Below are 18,011 nucleotides of genomic sequence, written 5' to 3' on the forward strand. Positions count from 1 at the left end.
GGCCTGGAGCGCGTCGAGCGCGAGGCCAGCTTCTTCCACCTGGGCGGCCACTCGCTGAGCGCCACGCGGCTGGTGGCCCGGGTGCGCCAGTCCTTCGGCGTCCAGCTGCCCCTGGCTGCCTTCTTCTCCTCGCCCACCGTGGCAGGGCTGGCCCGGCAGTTGGCCTCGCTCCAGGCCGCTTCCGCCGAGCTGCCGGAGCCCACTCCTCTCCCCGCCGACGCTCCGCTCGTGCTGTCTCCGGCTCAGGAGCGCCTGTGGTTCATCCACCAGCTCCAGCCCGACTCCGGCGCCTACCACATCCCCCAGGCCGCGGAGCTGCGCGGGGCGGTGGACACCCGTGCGCTGGACTCGGCGCTGCGGTGGTTGCTGGAGCGGCACCCCGTGCTGCGCACCACCGTGTCCTCACTGCAGGGGCAGCCTCACGCGGCGCTGGCGCCCGTACCCTCCCAGGTGCTGCACGTGGAGGGCGCGGCGGCGCAGCCCGGATGGATTGCCCAGAGACTGCACCAGGAGTCATGGCGACCGTTCTCGCTGGAGCGCGGACCGCTGTACCGCTTCCTCCTGCTGAGGACCGGCGAGGAGCGGCACGTGCTGCTCGCCGTCTTCCACCACCTCGTGGTGGACGGGCTCTCGCTGGACATCGTCCTGCGAGAGCTGGGCGAGGCGTATGCCGCCTTCCGTCAGGAGCAGCCGCCCACGGCGGCTCCCGTTCCGCTCCACTACGCCGATGTGGCCGCGTGGCAGCGCTCGGAGGCCGTGCACGCGCGTGACGAGGCGCAGCTGACGTACTGGAAGCGTCAGCTCACCGGGGCCCCGGAGCTGCTCCAGCTCCCCACCGACAAGCCCCGTCCCGCCGTCCTCACGCACCAGGGCGACAACACTGGTCTCCACGCGCTGTCTCCCGCGCTGGCCAGCGCCGTGCGCGCCTTCTGCCGCGAGCACTCGGCCACGCCGTTCATGGTGCTGTACGCCGCGTTCTCCGCGCTGCTGTACCGCTACTCGCGCCAGGACGACTTCTGCGTCGGCACTCCCGTCTCCGGACGCACCCACCCCGCCACCGAGGGCGTCGTCGGCCTGCTCGCCAACACCGTCCCCCTGCGCACCCGCGTGGACACGGCCACCTCCTTCGCCTCACTGGTGGCCCAGGTGCGGGGCACCACGCTGGAGGCGCTGGCCCACCAGGACGTCCCCTTCGAGCGGCTCGTCCAGGCGCTCGGCGTGGAGCGCAGCCTCAGCCACTCGCCCGTGTTCCAGGTGATGTTCGACCTGCACCGGCCGCAAAGCTCGCTCGCTGGCGCCTTCGCCGCGCTCCAGGCCCAGCCGGTGGCCGTCGACCTGCGGGCCAGCCCGTTCGACCTCGCGCTGAGCGTCCTCGAGGGCGCGGACGGCTTCGAGGTCTTCCTGCGCTACAGCGGCGAGCTGTTCGAGTCCGCCACCGCGCGGCGGCTGCTGGAGCACTACCCGCGCCTCCTCGCCGAGGCCGTCGCCGCGCCTCACACGCCTGTCTCCCGGCTGTCGCTGCTGTCGGCCGACGAGCGCGCCCGCGTGCTGCGCGAGGCCCGTCCTCCCACGCACGACTTCGACCTGCGCACCTGCCTGCCCGAGCGCATCTCCGCCCACGCCCGCCAGTCTCCCGAGCGCGTGGCCCTCGCTTCCTCCGACGTGCGCTGGACGTACTCGGAGCTGGAGGCGTGGACGAACCGCGCCGCGCGTCGGTTGGTGGCCCAGGGCGTGAAGCCCGAGTCGGTGGTCGCGGTGCTCGGCCGGCGCAGCGAGGCCACCGTGCGGGCGCTGCTATCGCTGCACAAGGTCGGTGCCGCCTACCTGCCCCTGGATGCGCAGCTTCCCCCGGCGCGGCTGGGCACGCTGCTGGCGGAGAGCCGCGCGCCGTTCATCCTCGCGCTCGACTCCGAGGAGTCGCCGCTGTCCGAGGTGCTCTCGCAACTGCCCGAGACGACCCGGCCTCGCGTGCTGTCCCTGTCCACGGAGGACCTGGCGGCGGAGAGCGCGGAGCCCGTGACGGCGCGCGCCACGCCCGCGACGCTCGCCTACGTGCTGTTCACCTCCGGCTCCACCGGCACGCCCAAGGGCGTCATGGTGGACCACCGCGGCATGCTCAACCACCTGCTCGGCATGCAGCGTGGGCTGGAGATGGGCCCCGAGGACGTGCTCGCCCAGACGGCGCCGCTCTCCTTCGACATCTCCATCTGGCAGATGCTGGGGGCCCTGGCGGCCGGTGGCACCACCCACGTGGTGGAGGACGACGTGGTGCGCGAGCCACCCCGCCTCGCCGCCGCCCTGCGAGACGCTGGCGCCACCGTGGTGGAGCTGGTGCCCTCGCTGCTCCAGGCGCTGCTGGAGGACCCGGTCGAGGCACCGCTCCCGGCGCTCCGCCACATGCTCACCATTGGCGAGGCCCTGCCGCCCGCCACGTGCCGCGACTGGTTCGAGCGCTACCCGCGCGTGCCGCTCGTCAACGCCTACGGGCCGGCCGAGTGCGCCGACACCGCCACGCTGCACCGGATGCACGCGCCGCCCTCGGGCGCCGGCACTCCCATTGGCACGCCCAAGGCGAACATGGAGGTATACGTCCTGGACGACGCGCTCCAGCCCGTGCCTCCAGGCGTGCCCGGAGAGCTCTACATCGGCGGCACCGGCGTGGGCCGTGGCTACGTGGGCCGTCCGGACCTCACCGCCGAGCGCTTCGTGCCGCACCCGTTCAGCGCCGAGCCCGGCGCGCGGCTGTACCGCACGGGAGACCGGGGCCAGTGGAACGAGGACGGCACGCTCGGCTTCCTCGGCCGCGTGGACTTCCAGGTGAAGGTGCGCGGCATGCGCGTGGAGCTGGGCGAGGTGGAAGCCGCCCTGGCTTCCCTGCCCGGCGTGCGCTCCGCCGCCGTCACCGTCCAGCGTCGGGGGCCCGGCGACTCGTGGCTCGTCGCCTGGGTGGTGCCCGCTGCCTCCGACGTCTCCACCGAGTCGCTCCAGCACGCCCTGGCCCGCGTCCTCCCCGCGTACATGGTGCCCTCGCGCTGGGTGCTGCGCCCCTCTCTTCCCCTCACCTCCACCGGCAAGCTGGACCGCAAGGCCCTCGCCTCGCTGCACCTGGACGACACATATAATGATGCGCCCTCCGCGGGCGGCCCCGCACGCGGCCCCGTGGAGGAGCTGCTCGCCCAGCTCTTCGGCCAGGTGCTCGGCCTGGAGCGCGTCGAGCGCGAGGCCAGCTTCTTCCACCTGGGCGGCCACTCGCTGAGCGCCACGCGGCTGGTGGCCCGGGTGCGCCAGTCCTTCGGCGTCCAGCTGCCCCTGGCTGCCTTCTTCTCCTCGCCCACCGTGGCAGGCCTGGCCCGGCAGTTGGCCTCACTCCAGGCGGCTTCCGCCGAGCTGCCGGAGCCCACTCCGCTTCCCGCCGACGCCCCGCTCGTGCTGTCTCCGGCTCAGGAGCGCCTGTGGTTCATCCACCAGCTCCAGCCCGACTCCGGCGCCTACAGCGTCGGTCAGGCCGCCGAGTGGAACGGCCCCGCGGACCTCGAGGCGCTGGATGCCGCCGCGCGGTGGTTGCTGGATCGCCACCCCGTGCTGCGCACCACGGTGTCCTCGGTGCATGGACAGCCACACGTCGCGTTGGCCCCCGTGCCCTCGCGCGTGCTGCACGTCGAGACTGTTGCCGAGGGCCCCGACGCCCCCGTCCTGCTCGCCCGGCGCATCACCGAGACGAGCCAGCGGCCATTCCCCCTGGAGCACGGGCCGCTCTATCGCTTCCTGCTGCTGAAGGCCGGTGGAGAGCGGCACGTGCTGCTCGTCGCCTTCCACCACCTCGTGGGCGACGCGCTGTCGGCCGGACTCCTCCTGCGCGAGCTGGGCGAGGCGTATGCCGCCTTCCACCAGGGCCAGTCCCCCGCGCTGCCCCCCGTGCACCTCCACTCCGCTGATGTGGCCGCGTGGCAGCGCTCGGAGCCCGTCCTCGCGCGTGACGAGGCGCAGCTGGAGTACTGGAAGCGCCAGCTCGCCGGAGCGCCGGAGCTGCTCCAGCTCCCCACCGACAAGCCCCGTCCCGCCGTCCTCACGCACCAGGGCGACAACACCGGCTACCACCCGCTGCCCAGGGCCCTCTCCGAGGACCTGCGCGCGTTCTGCCGCCAGCATCAAGTCACCCCGTACATGGTGCTGTACGCCGCGTTCTCCGCGCTGCTGTACCGCTACTCGCGCCAGGACGACTTCTGCGTCGGCACTCCCGTCTCCGGCCGCACCCACCCGGCCACCGAGGGCGTCGTCGGCCTGCTCGCCAACACCGTCCCCCTGCGCACCCGCGTGGACGCGGCCACCTCCTTCGCCTCGCTGCTCGCGCAGGTGCGCTCCACCTCGCTCGACGCCCTGGCCCACCAGGACGTCCCCTTCGAGCGGCTCGTCCAGGCGCTCGGCGTGGAGCGCGGGCCCGGCCATGCGCCGCTCGTGCAGGTGATGTTCGACCTGCACCGCACCGAGCTGTCCGCCGCCAGCGGGTTCCATGCGCTCGGCGCCCGCCGCGTCCCCATCGAGACGTGGACGTGCGAGGTGGACCTGTTCCTCACCGCCATCGAGGTGGGGGACGGCTTCGAGGTCTACTTCCAGTACAGCACCGACCTGTTCGCGCCCGGCACGGTGGAGCGGCTCCGCAACCACTACATCCGGCTGCTGGAGCACGCGGTGGCCTCGCCGCGCACCTCCGTGGGCGAGCTGTCCCTGCTGTCCCCCGCCGAGCGGGAGCAGGTGCTCCACGCCTTCAACGCCACCGAGCGTCCCTTCGACGCGGAAGCCACCATCGTCTCCCTGCTGGAAGCGCAGGTGGCGAGCACGCCCGACGCGCCCGCCGTCGTCGCGCCCGAGGGCACGCTCACCTTCCGTGAGCTGCACGCCCGGGCCTCGCGGCTGGCGGCGCACCTGGCCGCCGCGGGTGCCGGGCCAGAGGCCGTGGTGGGCCTCTGCCTGGAGCGCTCGCTGGACGCGGTGGTGTCGCTGCTGGCCATCTTCTTCAGCGGCGCCGGCTGCCTCCCGCTGGAGGCGTCGCACCCGCCGGCCCGGCGCGCGGCGCTGCTGCGCCAGGCCCGCGCGCGGCTCGTCGTCAGCCGTCCTTCCCTGTTCGAAGGTGTGGAGCCCGGCGTCCCCCTGGTGACGCCCGACGTGCGAGGCGAGGTGGCCCCGCTGCCCGCGCCCCGGCCTCCGCGCGCCGAGCACCTCGCATACCTCCTCTACACCTCGGGCTCCACCGGCGAGCCCAAGGGCGTGGAGCTCACGCACCGCAACGTCGTGCACTGCTTCGCGGCGTTCGACACGTACTACGCCACGCGGCCGGGAGACTGCTGGGCCTCGTCGGGCAGCCTGTCCTTCGACATCCACCTGGAGGAGCTGCTCTTCAGCATCACCCGTGGCGCGCGCACCGTGCTGCGCGAGGTGGGCCCGCTCGGGCTGGGGCGCGACATCCTCCGCCACGGCATCACCCACGTGGTCATCACCCCGTCCTCGCTGGCCACCGCGCTGGAGGAGCCCGGCGCGCCGGAGTCCTTCCGCGCGCTCAAGGTGCTCGTCACCGGCGGCGAGGTGCTGCCGGATTCGCTGGTGCAGCAGCTGGCGCTCACGGACACCCGGCTGGTCAACACCTACGGCCCCACGGAGACGAGCATCAACGTGGCCGCCGAGGTGACGCTGGCGGACCGGCCCGTGCGCCTCGGCCGTCCGCTGGACCGGTGCCGGGTGTACGTGCTGGACCCGCTCGGCGAGCCCGTGCCCCCGGGCGTCCCCGGCGAGCTCTTCATCGGCGGTACGTGCCTGGGCCGCGGCTACCGCGACCGCCCGGACCTCACCTCGGACCGCTTCGTGCCGGACCCGTTCTCCGGCGACACCGGCGGCCGGCTGTACCGCACGGGAGACCGCGTGCGCTGGTTCGGCGACGGCACGCTGGGCTTCCTGGGCCGCACCGACTTCCAGGTGAAGGTGCGCGGCGTGCGCGTGGAGCTGGAGGAGGTGGAGGCCGCCCTCCTGCGCCAGCCCGGCGTGCGGCAGGCCGCCGTGGTGGTGCGCGGCAGCCAGCGCGACGCGCGGCTGGAGTCCTTCCTCGTGCTGGAGGACGGCGCGGCCGGCTCGGTGGAGCGGCTGCGCGAGCTGCTCGGGCGCTCGCTGCCGGACGCCCTGGTGCCCTCCCGCTTCTTCGTGCTGCCCGCCCTGCCCCACACCACCAGCGGCAAGGTGGACCGTCAGGCACTGGCCGCGCTACCCGTGCCAGCGCCGGAGTCCGCCCCCTCCTCCGGTGAGCGTCCGCGCGGCCCGGTGGAGGAGCTGCTCGCCCAGCTCTTCTGTCAGGTGCTCGGCGTGCCACAGGTGCGGCGCGAGGACGACTTCTTCCACCTGGGCGGGCACTCGCTGGCCGCCACCCGGCTGGTGGCGCGCGCGCGACAGGCCTTCGACGTGGAGCTGCCGCTGCGGGCCTTCTTCTCCGAGCCCACCGTGGCGGGCCTCGCGCGCGAGCTGGAGGCGCGGCGCGGCACCTCGACGGGCCTGCCCGCGCCCACGCCGCGTCCGGAAGACGCCGCGCTGGCGCTGTCGCCCACGCAGGAGCGGCTGTGGTTCATCCACCAGCTCCACCCGGGGACCAGCGCCTACCACCTCGCGGAGTCCGTGGAGCTGGAGGGCGCGCTGGACGCCTCCGCGCTGGAGCATGCGCTGCGCTGGCTGGTGGAGCGGCATGCGGTGCTGCGGCTCGCCGTGCCGTCGCGCGACGGCAAGCCGGCTCCCGTGGTCCTCCCGGTGCCCGCGAGCGTCCTCGAGGTGGAGGTGGCTGCCTCGCCAGAGGAAGCCGGCGCGTGGGCGCGGGACGTGGTGCACCACCCCTTCGACCTGGAGCACGGCCCCCTCCACCGCTTCCGCGTGCTGCGCACGGCGCCGGAGCGGCACGTGCTGCTGCTGGCTTTCCATCACCTCGTGGTGGACGGGCTGGCGCTGGAGGTCCTGCTGCGTGAGCTGGGCGTGGCGTATGCCGCCTTCCGCCAGGGACTGGCGCCCACGCTTCCCCCGGCGCGACTGTCCCACGCGGACGTGGCCACGTGGCTGCACGGTGAGCCCGTGCGCGCGAGGGACGAGGCGCAGCTCGCGTACTGGAAGCAGCAGCTCGCGGGCGTCCCCGGCCTGCTGCGGCTTCCCACGGACAGGCCCCGGCCGGCGGCCCCGCTGCTCTCGGGCGCCACCACGGCGGACCACCCGCTGCCCGCCAGCACCGTGCAGGCGCTCAACGCCTTCTGCCGCAAGCACCAGGTGACGCCGTACATGGTGCTGCTGTCGGCCTTCTCCGCCCTGCTCCACCGCTACACCGGGCAGCAGGACTTCTGCGTCGGCACTCCCGTCTCCGGCCGCACGCACCCGGCGCTCGAAGGCGTCGTCGGCCTGCTGCTCAACACGGTGGCGCTGCGCACGCGCGTGGCCCCGGACGCGTCCTTCGCCGAGCTGGTGGCCGGAGTGCGCGCCACCGTCCTGGAGGCGCTGGCCCACCAGGACGTGCCGCTGGACCGCATCGTCCAGGCACTGGGCGTGGAGCGCGCCGCCGGGCACCCGCCCCTCTTCCAGGTGATGTTCGACCTGGTGCGGCCGGAGCGCACGCTGGTGGAGTCCTTCCCGGACCTGCGCGCGCGCCCGCTGCGCACCGAGCTGCTCACCAGCCCCTTCGACTTGTCGCTGTGGGTGGCGGACTCCGGTGACGGCCACGCCCTGGCGCTGCGCTACGGGACGGAGCTGTTCGACGCGGGCTCCGCGGAGCGGTTGCTGGGGCACTACGTCCGCCTCCTCCAGCACGCGCTGGACGCACCGTCCACGCCCGTCTCCGCGCTGGAGGTGCTGCCGGACGCCGAGCGCCAGCACCTGCTCGTGGAGTGGAACGACACCCGCGCGGACTTCCCGCACGAGAGCACCGTCCACGCGCTCTTCGAGGCCCAGGCCCGGCGCACGCCGGACGCGCTGGCCGTCTCCTACGACGGCACGCGGCTCACCTTCGGCCAGCTGGAGGCCCGCGCCAACCAGCTCGCCCGGCACCTGCGGGGGCTGGGCGTGCGGCGGCAGGTGCTGGTGGGCCTGTGCCTGCGCCGCTCCGTGGACATGGTGGTGGCGCTGCTGGGAGTGCTGAAGGCCGGCGGCGCCTACGTGCCGCTGGACGCGTCCCACCCCGCCTCGCGCCTCGCCTTCCTGATTGAGGACACCGGCGCGCCCGTCCTCCTCACCGAGGAGGCGCTCGCGGACACGCTGCCCGCGTCACATGCGCTCGTGCTGAGCCTGGATACGGAGTGGGCGCACACCGCCGGCCGTGAGTCCGAGGCTCCGCTGGAGCCGGAGGCCACCGCGAGCGACCTCGCGTACCTCATCTACACCTCCGGCAGCACCGGCCTGCCCAAGGGCGTCATGGTGGAGCACCGGGGCGTGGTGAACTACCTGGACTGGGCCCGCCGCGCGTACGCCGTGGACGAGGGCTCGGGCGCCCCCGTCCACTCGTCGCTGGCGTTCGACCTCACCGTCACCAGCCTGCTGCTGCCGCTCGTCACAGGCCAGCCCGTGGAGCTGGTGCCAGAGCAGGAGGGCGTGGACGGCCTGGCCGCAACGCTGCGCGCGGGAGCGGACTTCAGCCTGGTGAAGCTGACGCCGTCGCATCTGCGCCTGCTGGCGGAGCAGCTCACGCCGTCGGAGCGCGCCGGACGCACGCGCGCCTTCGTCGTCGGTGGCGAGGCGCTCACTTCGCAGGCAGTGGAGGCGTGGCGCCGTCACGCGCCGGGCACCCGGGTCATCAACGAGTACGGCCCCACGGAGACGGTGGTGGGCTGCTGCGTGTACACGGTGGACGGCGAGACACCGGTGGGGAGCACGGTGCCCATCGGCCGCCCCATCGCCAACACGCGCCTCTACGTGCTGGACGCGCACCTGCGGCCGGTTCCGGCGGGGGCTCCCGGGGAGCTGTTCATCGGCGGCGTGGGCGTGGCGCGAGGCTACTGGCGCCGCCCCGCGCTCACCGCCGAGCGCTTCGTGCCGGACCCGTTCTCGTCCGAGCCCGGCGCGCGCATGTACCGCACCGGAGACCGCGTGCGGCTGCGTCCCTCGGACGAGCTGGAGTACCTGGGCCGCACCGACTTCCAGGTGAAGGTGCGCGGCCACCGCGTGGAGCCGGGCGAGGTGGAGGCGGCCCTGTGCGAGCTGCCGGGCGTCTCCGCCGCGGTGGTGGTGCTGCGGGACGACGGCCCCGCCGGGCCTCGGCTCGTCGCCTACGTCGAGGGCGAGGGCCAGCGTCCCGACCCGGCGGCCCTGCGCGGCGCGCTTGCACAGCGGTTGCCCGCGCACCTGGTGCCCTCGGTGCTGGTGGCGCTGGACGCGCTGCCCCTGACGCCCAACGGCAAGGTGGACCGTGACGCGCTGCCCGCGCCGGAAGAGGCGCTCTCCGGCACGACGGGTGACGACTTCGTACCCCCTTCCACCCCCACGCAGGAGGCGCTGGCGGCCCTGTGGTGCGAGCTGCTGGGCGTGCGCCGCGTGGGCGCACGGGATGACTTCTTCGAGCTGGGCGGCCACTCGCTGCTGTCCGTCCAGCTCTCCTCGCGAGTGCGGGAGCGCCTGGGCGTGGAGCTGCCCGTGGCGGCCCTCTTCGCCACCCCCACGCTGGAGGCCCTGGCGGCGCGCATCGACGCCTCGCCCCGGCTGTCCACGCCCACCGTGCCCGTCGTCACGGCGCGCCCGGAGCGCATCCCCGCGTCGCTGGTGCAGGAGCGACTCTGGTACGCGATGCAGCTGCCGGAGGCGCCGCCCTTCGTCGTCGTCGCGGCGCTGATGTTGGAAGGTCCGCTGGACGGCGCGCGCATGGAAGCGGCGATGGAGGCCGTGCTGGAGCGCAACGCCACGCTGCGCACCACCTTCGGGCTGGAGGAAGGGGCCCTCGTCGCGCGGGAGCACCCGGTGACGCGGCCGGTGCTGGTCCGGACGGACCTGTCCTCCCTGCCGGCGGATGAGGCCCTCACCGCCGCGCGCGCCATCGCCACGCGGCATGACCGCGAGCACTTCGACATCGCGCGCGGGCCGCTGTACCGCTTCGAGCTGGCACGCCTGGACGCTCCGGGCACCCGCCACGTGCTCGTCGCGTCCATGAGCCACCTCGTCAACGACGGCATCGGCATGGGCGCCTTCCTGGAAGAGGTCGCCGCCGCCTGGGACGCCGCGGGGACGGCGCGGCTCGCGGCCTCGAAGGACCCGCGGACACCGCTGCTGCCCCCGGCCCCGCTCGCCTACGCCGACTTCGCGCTCTGGCAGCGCCGGCCCGAGCACCTGCGCGAGGTGGACGCCTCCGTCGAGACCTGGAAGCAGGCGCTGGCGCACGCGCCCGCCGTCCTCGACCTGCCGCTGGACTTCCCGCGCCGCGCCCCGGCGCTCAACGCGAACATGCGTCCGGAGCCGCTCACCCTGGGCCCGGACGCCATGTCCGCGCTCCAGGCCCTGGCCCGGAGCGAGGGCGTGTCCACCTTCACCGCGGCGCTCGCGCTGGTACAGCTCTGGCTGCACCGGCTCAGCGCCCAGCCGCACGTGGTGGTGGCGTCGCCCTTCTCCGGCCGCGTGCTGCCCGGCACGGAGCGACAGGTGGGCTACTTCGCCAACGTGCTGCCGCTGTGCACGGAGGTGGCCGGAGCGCCCTCCTTCCGCGCGCTGCTGCGACGGACCTGGGATGTGGTGGGGCATGCCACGGCGCACCAGGAGGTGCCCTTCAAGCGCATCGCGGACGCGGCGCAGCCGGACGCGGCCCGCACCGCGCCGCCGCTGGCCCAGGCGCTGCTGCTGCTGGACAGCCCGGCCTCCTTCGGCCTCTCGGGGCTGCGCGCCTCGTACCTGGACGGAGAGAGCATCTTCCCCGCCTATGACGTGGTGGTGCACCTCATCGAGCGTCCCGAGGGCGGCACGCTGGGCTTCCTCGCCACCGACGGGGCCCTCTTCACCGCCGCCACCTCGCGGCGCATGGCCCGCGCCTTCGAGCAGCTCTTCACCGAGGCCGTCCGCGCTCCGGACTCCTCCCCGGCCCGCCTGCCCCTGCTGTCCACCGAGCAGCGCGCCCAGGTGCTCGCGTCCCTCAGCGGAGGCCCCCAGTCCGTCCCCGCCGGGGCCTGCATCCACACCCTCTTCGAGGCCCAGGTGCGTCGCGCTCCGCACGCGCCCGCCGTCGCGCACGGCGACAGCACGTGGAGCTACGCGGAGCTGAACGCGCGCGCCAACCTGCTGGCCGCGCACCTGCTCGCCCAGGGGCTCCGGCCCGAGGAGCGCGTGGGCGTCATCATGGAGCCCTCCAACCAGGGCATGGCCGCGCTGCTCGGCATCCTCAAGGCGGGCGGCGCCTACGTGCCCCTGGACGCGGGCTGGCCGGAGCCTCGCAAGCTCGCGGTGCTGGAGCGCTCCGGAGTGCGGCGGCTGTGGGTGGACGCCGAGGCGCTCTCCGCGCACTTCGACCTCGTGCCCGTGGTGGAAGTCCCTCCGAGCCCGGAGCACGTGGCGGAGGACCTGCGGCCCGGGCCCCGGGCCGTGGCGGACTCGCAGCTCGCGTACATCGTCTTCACGTCCGGCTCCACCGGCGAGCCCAAGGGCGTCATGGTGGAACACCGCTCGGTGGTGAACCACAACGTGGCCCTGGCCGCGCGCTTCGGCCTGCGCCCCGGCGACAGGATGCTCCAGTTCGCCCCGCTCAGCTTCGACGCCGCCGCCGAGGACCTCTACCCGCCGCTGGTGGTGGGCGCCACGGTGGTGATGCGCAGCGGACTGGTGCCCGCGCACGTCATGACGCCGTACCTGGAGGAGACGGGCATCACCCTCATCAGCCTGCCCCCCACGTACATCGAGGAGTGGATTCGCCAGATGGAGTCCCACGGCCAGCGCGTGCCCGCCCGCCTGCGGCTGCTGGCCCCCGGCGGCGACGTGCTCAAGCGTGAGACGTTCGAGGCCTGGGTGCGCGTGGGCGGTGGACATGCCCCGTGGCTCAACGTCTACGGGCCCACCGAGTGCACGATTACCTCCGCCACCTGCGACATTCCCGGCGCGGAGGGGCTCGGCACCGACGCCACCTTCCCCATCGGCCGGCCCATTCCACGCGTCCACGTGCACCTGCTGGACGCGCACATGGAGCCGGTGCTGCCGGGCCTGCCTGGCGGCGTGTACATCGGCGGCGCGGCGCTGTCGCGCGGCTACCTGGGCGCGCCGCACCTGACGGCCGAGCGCTTCATCCCGGACCCGTTCTCCTCCGAGCCGGGCGCGCGCATGTACCACACGGGAGACCTGGCCCGGCTGCTGCCGGACGGGCGCCTGCGCTTCCTCGGCCGCGCGGACCACCAGGTGAAGATTCGCGGCTTCCGCGTGGAGCTGGCCGAAATCGAGGCCTGCCTGCGCCAGTTCCCGCTGGTGGAGGAAGCGGTGGTGCTGGCACGCGCCGGTGCCTCCGGACAGCAGCAGCTCCAGGCCTACGTGCAGGCGCCGCCCGCCACGGTGCGCGTGGACGCCCTGCGCGAGCACGTGGCCGCGCGGCTCCCCTCGTACATGGTGCCCGCCGCGCTCGTCGTCATGGAGGCGCTGCCCGTCAACGCCAACGGCAAGGTGGACCGGCACGCGCTGCCGGACCCGGAGTCCCTCGCGCCTCCGGCCCCCGCCACGCCCGAGCCCGACAGCGCCGGGGAGCACCTGGAGACGCCCTTCCGCACCACGCTGGAGATGGCGATGGAGCGCCTGTGGCGCGAGGTGCTGGGCCGCGAGGTGAGCGCTGGCGACGACTTCTTCCAGGTGGGCGGCGACTCCATCCTCGCCATGCGGCTGCTGGCCCGACTGGAGGAGGAGCTCGGCGTCCCGGTGCCGCTGGCCACCCTGTTCCAGTCCCCCGTGCTGCGGGAGACGGCGGACGCCGTGCGCGAGCTGCTGGAGGAAGGGCCGCCGCGCTCCAGCGTGGTGTCGCTGTCCGGCAAGGCCACGCCCGCGGACGCGCCGCCCATCTTCCTGTTCCACCCGGCCGACGGAGAGCTGCACTACTACCGCTACCTCACCCCGCTGCTGGAGCCCCGGCTGCGCTGCTACGGCGTGCAGGCGCCGGAGACACTGACGAAGCACACCTACGCCACCTTCGACGAGCGCATCGCCGCCTACGCGAAGGACGTGCGCGCCGTGCAGCCCCAGGGGCCCTACCGGCTCGCGGGCTACTCGTACGGTGGCTACCCGGCGCTGGGCGTCGCGGCGGCGCTGGAGGCGCAGGGCGAGGAGGTGGAGTTGCTGGCCCTGGTGGACGCACTGCCCGCGGCGGAAGGCGCCCGCGCGCCGGAGGACCCGGTGCGAGCCCTGGCCGAGGAGTTCGGCGTGCTGGACGCCGCGCTGGAGGCGGAGCTGGCCACGCTCGGCGCCGAGGCGCGCTGGGAGAAGGTGACGGCGCTGGGACGCGGGCTGGGGATGATTGCGCCGCACTCCCAGGTCGCCGACCTGCGCCGCATCTGGCGCGTGCTGGGCGAGGTGCTGGTGCCGCAGGTCATGGGCTGGAAGGTGCCCACGCTCCGCGCCAAGGTGCTGCTGTTCGCCAGCGCCCCGTCGCGCGCCCTGAACGGCGAGGCGCTGGGCTGGGAGCGCCACTTGCCCGGCGAGCGGATGGTGGTGGTGCCGCTGGGCGGCTCGCACTTCGGCACGTTGCAGCCGCCGTGCGTGGAGACGCTGGCGTCCCGGCTGCTCGCGACGCTGGACGGGACGGAAGGCTGAGGGCCGCGGAGGTCCGCGGCCCGGTGAGTCCGAGAGCTCCGGGGGCTTAGCGCCGCCGGGCCTCCAGCCACGCCTTGGTGAAGATGTTGGCGTCCAGCGGCGCCAGCGTCACCTCGTCGTAGCGCACCAGCATCTGCGTGCCTTCCTCCTCCTCCGTCTCCAGCACTTCCTTGAAGTGGAGCACCATGGCCCCGGAGGCCGGGTCCTTGATGCGCTGGTAGCTGCGGACGATGTCGGTGCGCAGCGTGCGGCCGGAGGCCGTGTAGCCCACCCGCTTCACGATGTTGTTCTGCGGGTCCACCCACAGGCGCATCAGCGGGAAGGTCACCATGGTGTTCCTCGCCGTCAGCAACAGCTTGCGGTAGGCCACGCCGCTGACAGTGTCGTTGCCCTCGTCCACGGCGGAGTAGTCCTCCGCCAGCCGGGAGCGGTCGAAGTCCGCCTCACAGGTGAAGGTGTTGAGCAGGTTCGTGCGCTGGGTGTTGCGCCGCCACGAGCCGGTGGTCGGGTCGTAGTCCCACAGGTTGCGGCCGATGCGCAGCGTGCCCATGCCGGCCAGGTGCCTCGGCTGGGTGGACAGGAAGAGCAGGTCATTCGCCTTCTCGCGGCGGTAGACGTGGACCTCCAGCGCGCGCTTCGCGCCGTCCTTGCGCGTCTCGAAGAGCCGGATGACGCCCTTGTAGTCGCTGGTGAAGGACATCTTCTTGTCGATGTGGCTCAGCAGCGCATCCGGAGCCAGCCGCTTCTCCTCTTGCGCCGCGGCCAGGGCGGGCAGCAGCAGGACGCAGCCAAGCAGCAGGGCGGACAGCCGGGGGCGTGCGTTCATCACAGGGACTCCATGGCGGAACGGGGTGGAAGGGAAGCAGCCCGGAAGGCGGGCACCAGCGAGGCCAGGCCCGCGCCCAGCGTCACGAGCACCACCGACGCCACCGCATGCGGCAGGGCCGGCGCCAGCGGCAGCGTGCCGCTGAAGAACAGGGTGGAGAGCGCGTCTGGCAGCGGCAGCACGTCGCGGAGCAGCACGCCCAGCCCCGCCGCCGCGCAGGCGCCCGCCACCGAGGCCACCAGCCCCAGGAAGAGCCCCTCCAGCACGAAGGCGACCACCAGCGCCCGGCGGTGCATGCCCATGGCGCGCAGCGTGCCAATCTCCCGCGTCCGCTCCCGCACCGCCACGCTCAGCGAGACGAACAGGCCCACCACCACCACCGCGAACACCACGCCGCCCACCAGCACCAGCAGCAGCCCCAGTCCCTGGTCGACGAAGTCGAGGAAGGCCGCCTCGTCCTCCCAGGTGCTCACGTCCAGCCGCTGGCCGGCCCAGCCCTCGCGCAGCAGCGGCGACAGCTTGTCGCCGTAGGCCTCGTGCGCGGCGGGAAGCACCTCGAAGCCCGCCTTCCGGAGCGCGCCACGCAGCTCGCCCGCCAGTGGCTCCAGGTCGTCGATGCCGTCACAGGTGAGCTGGAGCACGCTGGCCGCGTCGGGCCGGAAGCCGTACAGCTCGCGCAGCGTGGCGTTGGAGACGAGCAACCCGGCGGACTCGCCCAGCACTCCGGCGCGCTCCAGCACGGCCACCACCTCCAGGTCCACCGCGTTCCGCTTGCCGCCCGGCATCTGCACGAAGAGCGTGGCGAGCTCCCCCACCTCCACCTGGAGCCGCTCCGCCAGGGACGTGGAGAGCGCCACCGTGCGCGGCGCCTCCAGCCCCTCCAGCCGGCCCGCGCGCGGGCGGAAGAGGGACAGCGAGTCGCGCTCACGCGCCACGTCCAGGCTCATGAGATAGGAGCGCACCCGGTGCCGGCCCGCGCCCGCGGTGGCCGAGCCACGGCCCCGCTCACGCACCTGGCAGTCCGCGGGCACGTGCGGCTGGAGGGCGGAGCGCACGCGCGCGGTATCGCCCACCACCGGAAAGAGGGAGTCGGGGTTCTCCTTGAAGTAGCCACCCACGTTGAGGTCGCCGCTGAGGTACGTGCGCACGGCCTCGCGCTGCGCCGCGGCCACGCCGGCCTTCAGGGACATCACCCCCACCAGCACCGCGCTGGCGCCGGCCAACACCACCAGCAGCAGGAGCCCCCGCTCGCGGTGGGCCAGGAGGTTGCGCAGGGCAATCTGGAAGAGCGCGCGCATGTCGTTCAGCCCTCACCCTTGCGCATCGCCGCCACCGGCGCCACCGCGCTGCCGCGCCAGGCGGGCACCAGCGCCGCCACCACCACCACCAGCGTCACTCCGAGCACCACCACCCCGGTGCCTCCCAGCGCCAGCTCCGGACGCAGCACCGGCCCTCCCAGGAAGAACTGCAGCGAGCCATCCTCCACGGCCACCCCGTCACCCATGCCCAGCCGCAGCAGCGAGGCGCCCAGCACCGCGCCCAGCAGGCTGCCCGTACCGCCCAGCAGCAGCCCCTCCAGCAGCAGGGAGACGAACACCTCGCGGCGCTGCATGCCCACCGCCCGCAGCGTGCCCACCTCCGCCACCCGCTCGCGCGCCAGCAGCAGCAGCGTGCCGGCGGCGACGAGCGCCACGAAGGAGGACAGCAGCAGCGCGAACAGCAGCAGCACCGCCTGCGCCATTCCCACCAGCCCGCCCAGCAGTCCGCCCGCCTCCTGCCACCCCACGGTGGCCAGGGCCGCGCCACCCGGGAGCGCGGAGATGCGGGCGGCGAGGTCCTCGGGCGCCACGTCGGGCGCCAGCACCACCGCGGCCTGGGACACGCCGCCTCCGGTGAGCTCGCCCTCGGTGAAGGTGTCCGGCAGGGCCACCGCCTGCTCGAACTGGGGCGCGCCGCCGTGCTCCGTGCCCGCCTCCGCGTCGACGATGGCCGGGGGCTGGAACTCGTCCAGCGAGGCGCGCGGCCCCTCGGCGTCCTTGCCCATGCCGAACGACTCGAGCAACTGTCGCGCCTCCGCCTTCTGGGCCTCCGTGGGCCGGCCGGACAGGTGGCGCGCGGAGACCAGGTCCACGACGCTCATCATGTTGACGCGGCCGTCATCCCCGCCGAGCCCCTTGAAGCGGAAGGTGCCCCACAGGCGCACCGGCACCACGGCGCCCTGCTCCAGCGGCGTGCGCAGCGCGAGCGTGTCCCCGGGCATCAGCCGGTACAGGGGCAGGTGCGGCACCAGCTCGCCCTGGAACTGGGCGTAGCGGGCGTCGAAGTTGGCGTCATCCATCTTCAGGAAGCGGGACAGCAGCGCCTCCAGCTCTCCCGTCTCGCCCAGCGCCCGCGCCAGCGCGGCCTGGAGCGCCGTGGCGCGCTCCACGTCCAGCCGCGCCACCAGGTCCGGCACCTCCGCGACGTTGCGCTCCACCAGGGTGCGCAGCCCCTCGTCCTCGGCCAGGGTGGCGCCCTTCTGGCGCTCGCGGCGCAGCTCGTCCAGGCGCGTGGCGATGCGCAGCTTGAAGTTCTCCTCGTAGGTGGCGTGCCCCATGACGAGGCCCCGCGTGCCCGGCGGAGGAAGCTGCCCCGTGACGAGCTCGAAGCGGGGGAAGGCCCGGGCGAAGCGCGCCACGTCCGTCCCCAGGTAGTCCACGGCCAGCTCCTCGCCCTCTCCAGCCTGCCGCGCCACGCGGTTCTCCAGCACCTCCAGCACGCCCATGGGGTCCTGCGGGAAGCGCTCCCAGAAGGCGGGCGTGGCGGCCTCGCGCAGCACGACCAGGTCGTCCGCGAAGGCGGGCTCTTCCGCGAAGGCCTCACTGCGCCGGTCCACATCCCGGGCCGCACGCTGGAGCGTCAACCGCAGGTCCTCGCCCAACCGCCGCAGCCGCGCATCGCGTGCCTCGGAGGCGGGCTCGCGGGCCACGCCGCGCAGCACGGCCAGCTTCTCGTCCAGGGCGTTGCCCCGGAAGGTGGCGCCCATGCCCAGCTCCAGCGGCACCACCTCCTTCACGCCGGGCAGCGCGCGAAGCTGGGACTCGACGGTGGGGTAGTCCGGAATGGGCACCAGCTCCGGGACGCCTCCGGGCCCGACCACCACCAGCGGCACGCCCGGGGAGGCGGCGGCGTAGACCTGGAGGTCGCCGGCGCCGCTCTCGATGAGGCTGCGCCGCGTGCCCTCATGGATGCTGCGGACCAGGGACACGCCCGGGGTGAGCAGCGCCGCCGCTCCGGCCGCGAGCAGCCCCACCACCCAGCTGCGGGGACGGGCCAGCACACTCTGTACGGTGAGCCACCACAGCGTCACGAGGGCTCCTCACTTCGTTGCCGCCACCGGGAGGGGGGAGCCCGGAGGTACGGGGGCCTCTGCCCCGCGCGGGGA

4 protein-coding genes are annotated in these 18,011 nt (G+C 74.0%); 1 reads left to right on the forward strand and 3 read right to left on the reverse strand.

Annotation, left to right across the window (positions count from 1 at the left end):
• Positions 1-54 precede the first annotated feature (54 nt).
• Entirely contained in the window at positions 55-13,761 is a 13,707-nt protein-coding gene (locus tag G4D85_RS01245) for an amino acid adenylation domain-containing protein (RefSeq protein ID WP_240359113.1), read from the forward strand.
• Positions 13,762-13,807: 46 nt separating this feature from the next.
• Here the strand turns inward: G4D85_RS01245 and G4D85_RS01250 are convergent, their stop codons facing one another.
• From G4D85_RS01250 to G4D85_RS01260, 3 genes are read right to left on the reverse strand one after another with little or no spacing between them, the layout of a single operon-like run.
• Complete coding sequence (locus tag G4D85_RS01250; protein WP_240359008.1) at positions 13,808-14,587, reverse strand: outer membrane lipoprotein-sorting protein; 780 nt, start codon at positions 14,585-14,587, stop codon at positions 13,808-13,810.
• Positions 14,587-15,885 (reverse strand): ABC transporter permease, encoded by a 1,299-nt coding sequence (locus tag G4D85_RS01255; RefSeq protein WP_164007086.1) that lies wholly within the window; start codon positions 15,883-15,885, stop codon positions 14,587-14,589. Before G4D85_RS01255 ends, G4D85_RS01250 begins: the two co-directional genes overlap by 1 nt.
• A 5-nt stretch (positions 15,886-15,890) precedes the next feature.
• A complete protein-coding gene (locus tag G4D85_RS01260; protein ID WP_164007088.1) occupies positions 15,891-17,936 on the reverse strand; it encodes an FtsX-like permease family protein in 2,046 nt (681 codons plus the stop codon).
• Between the last annotated feature and the right edge of the window lie 75 nt (positions 17,937-18,011).

Origin of the sequence: Pyxidicoccus trucidator (assembly GCF_010894435.1) — a bacterium.
In the GTDB taxonomy this organism is placed as follows: Bacteria; Myxococcota; Myxococcia; order Myxococcales; family Myxococcaceae; genus Myxococcus; species Myxococcus trucidator.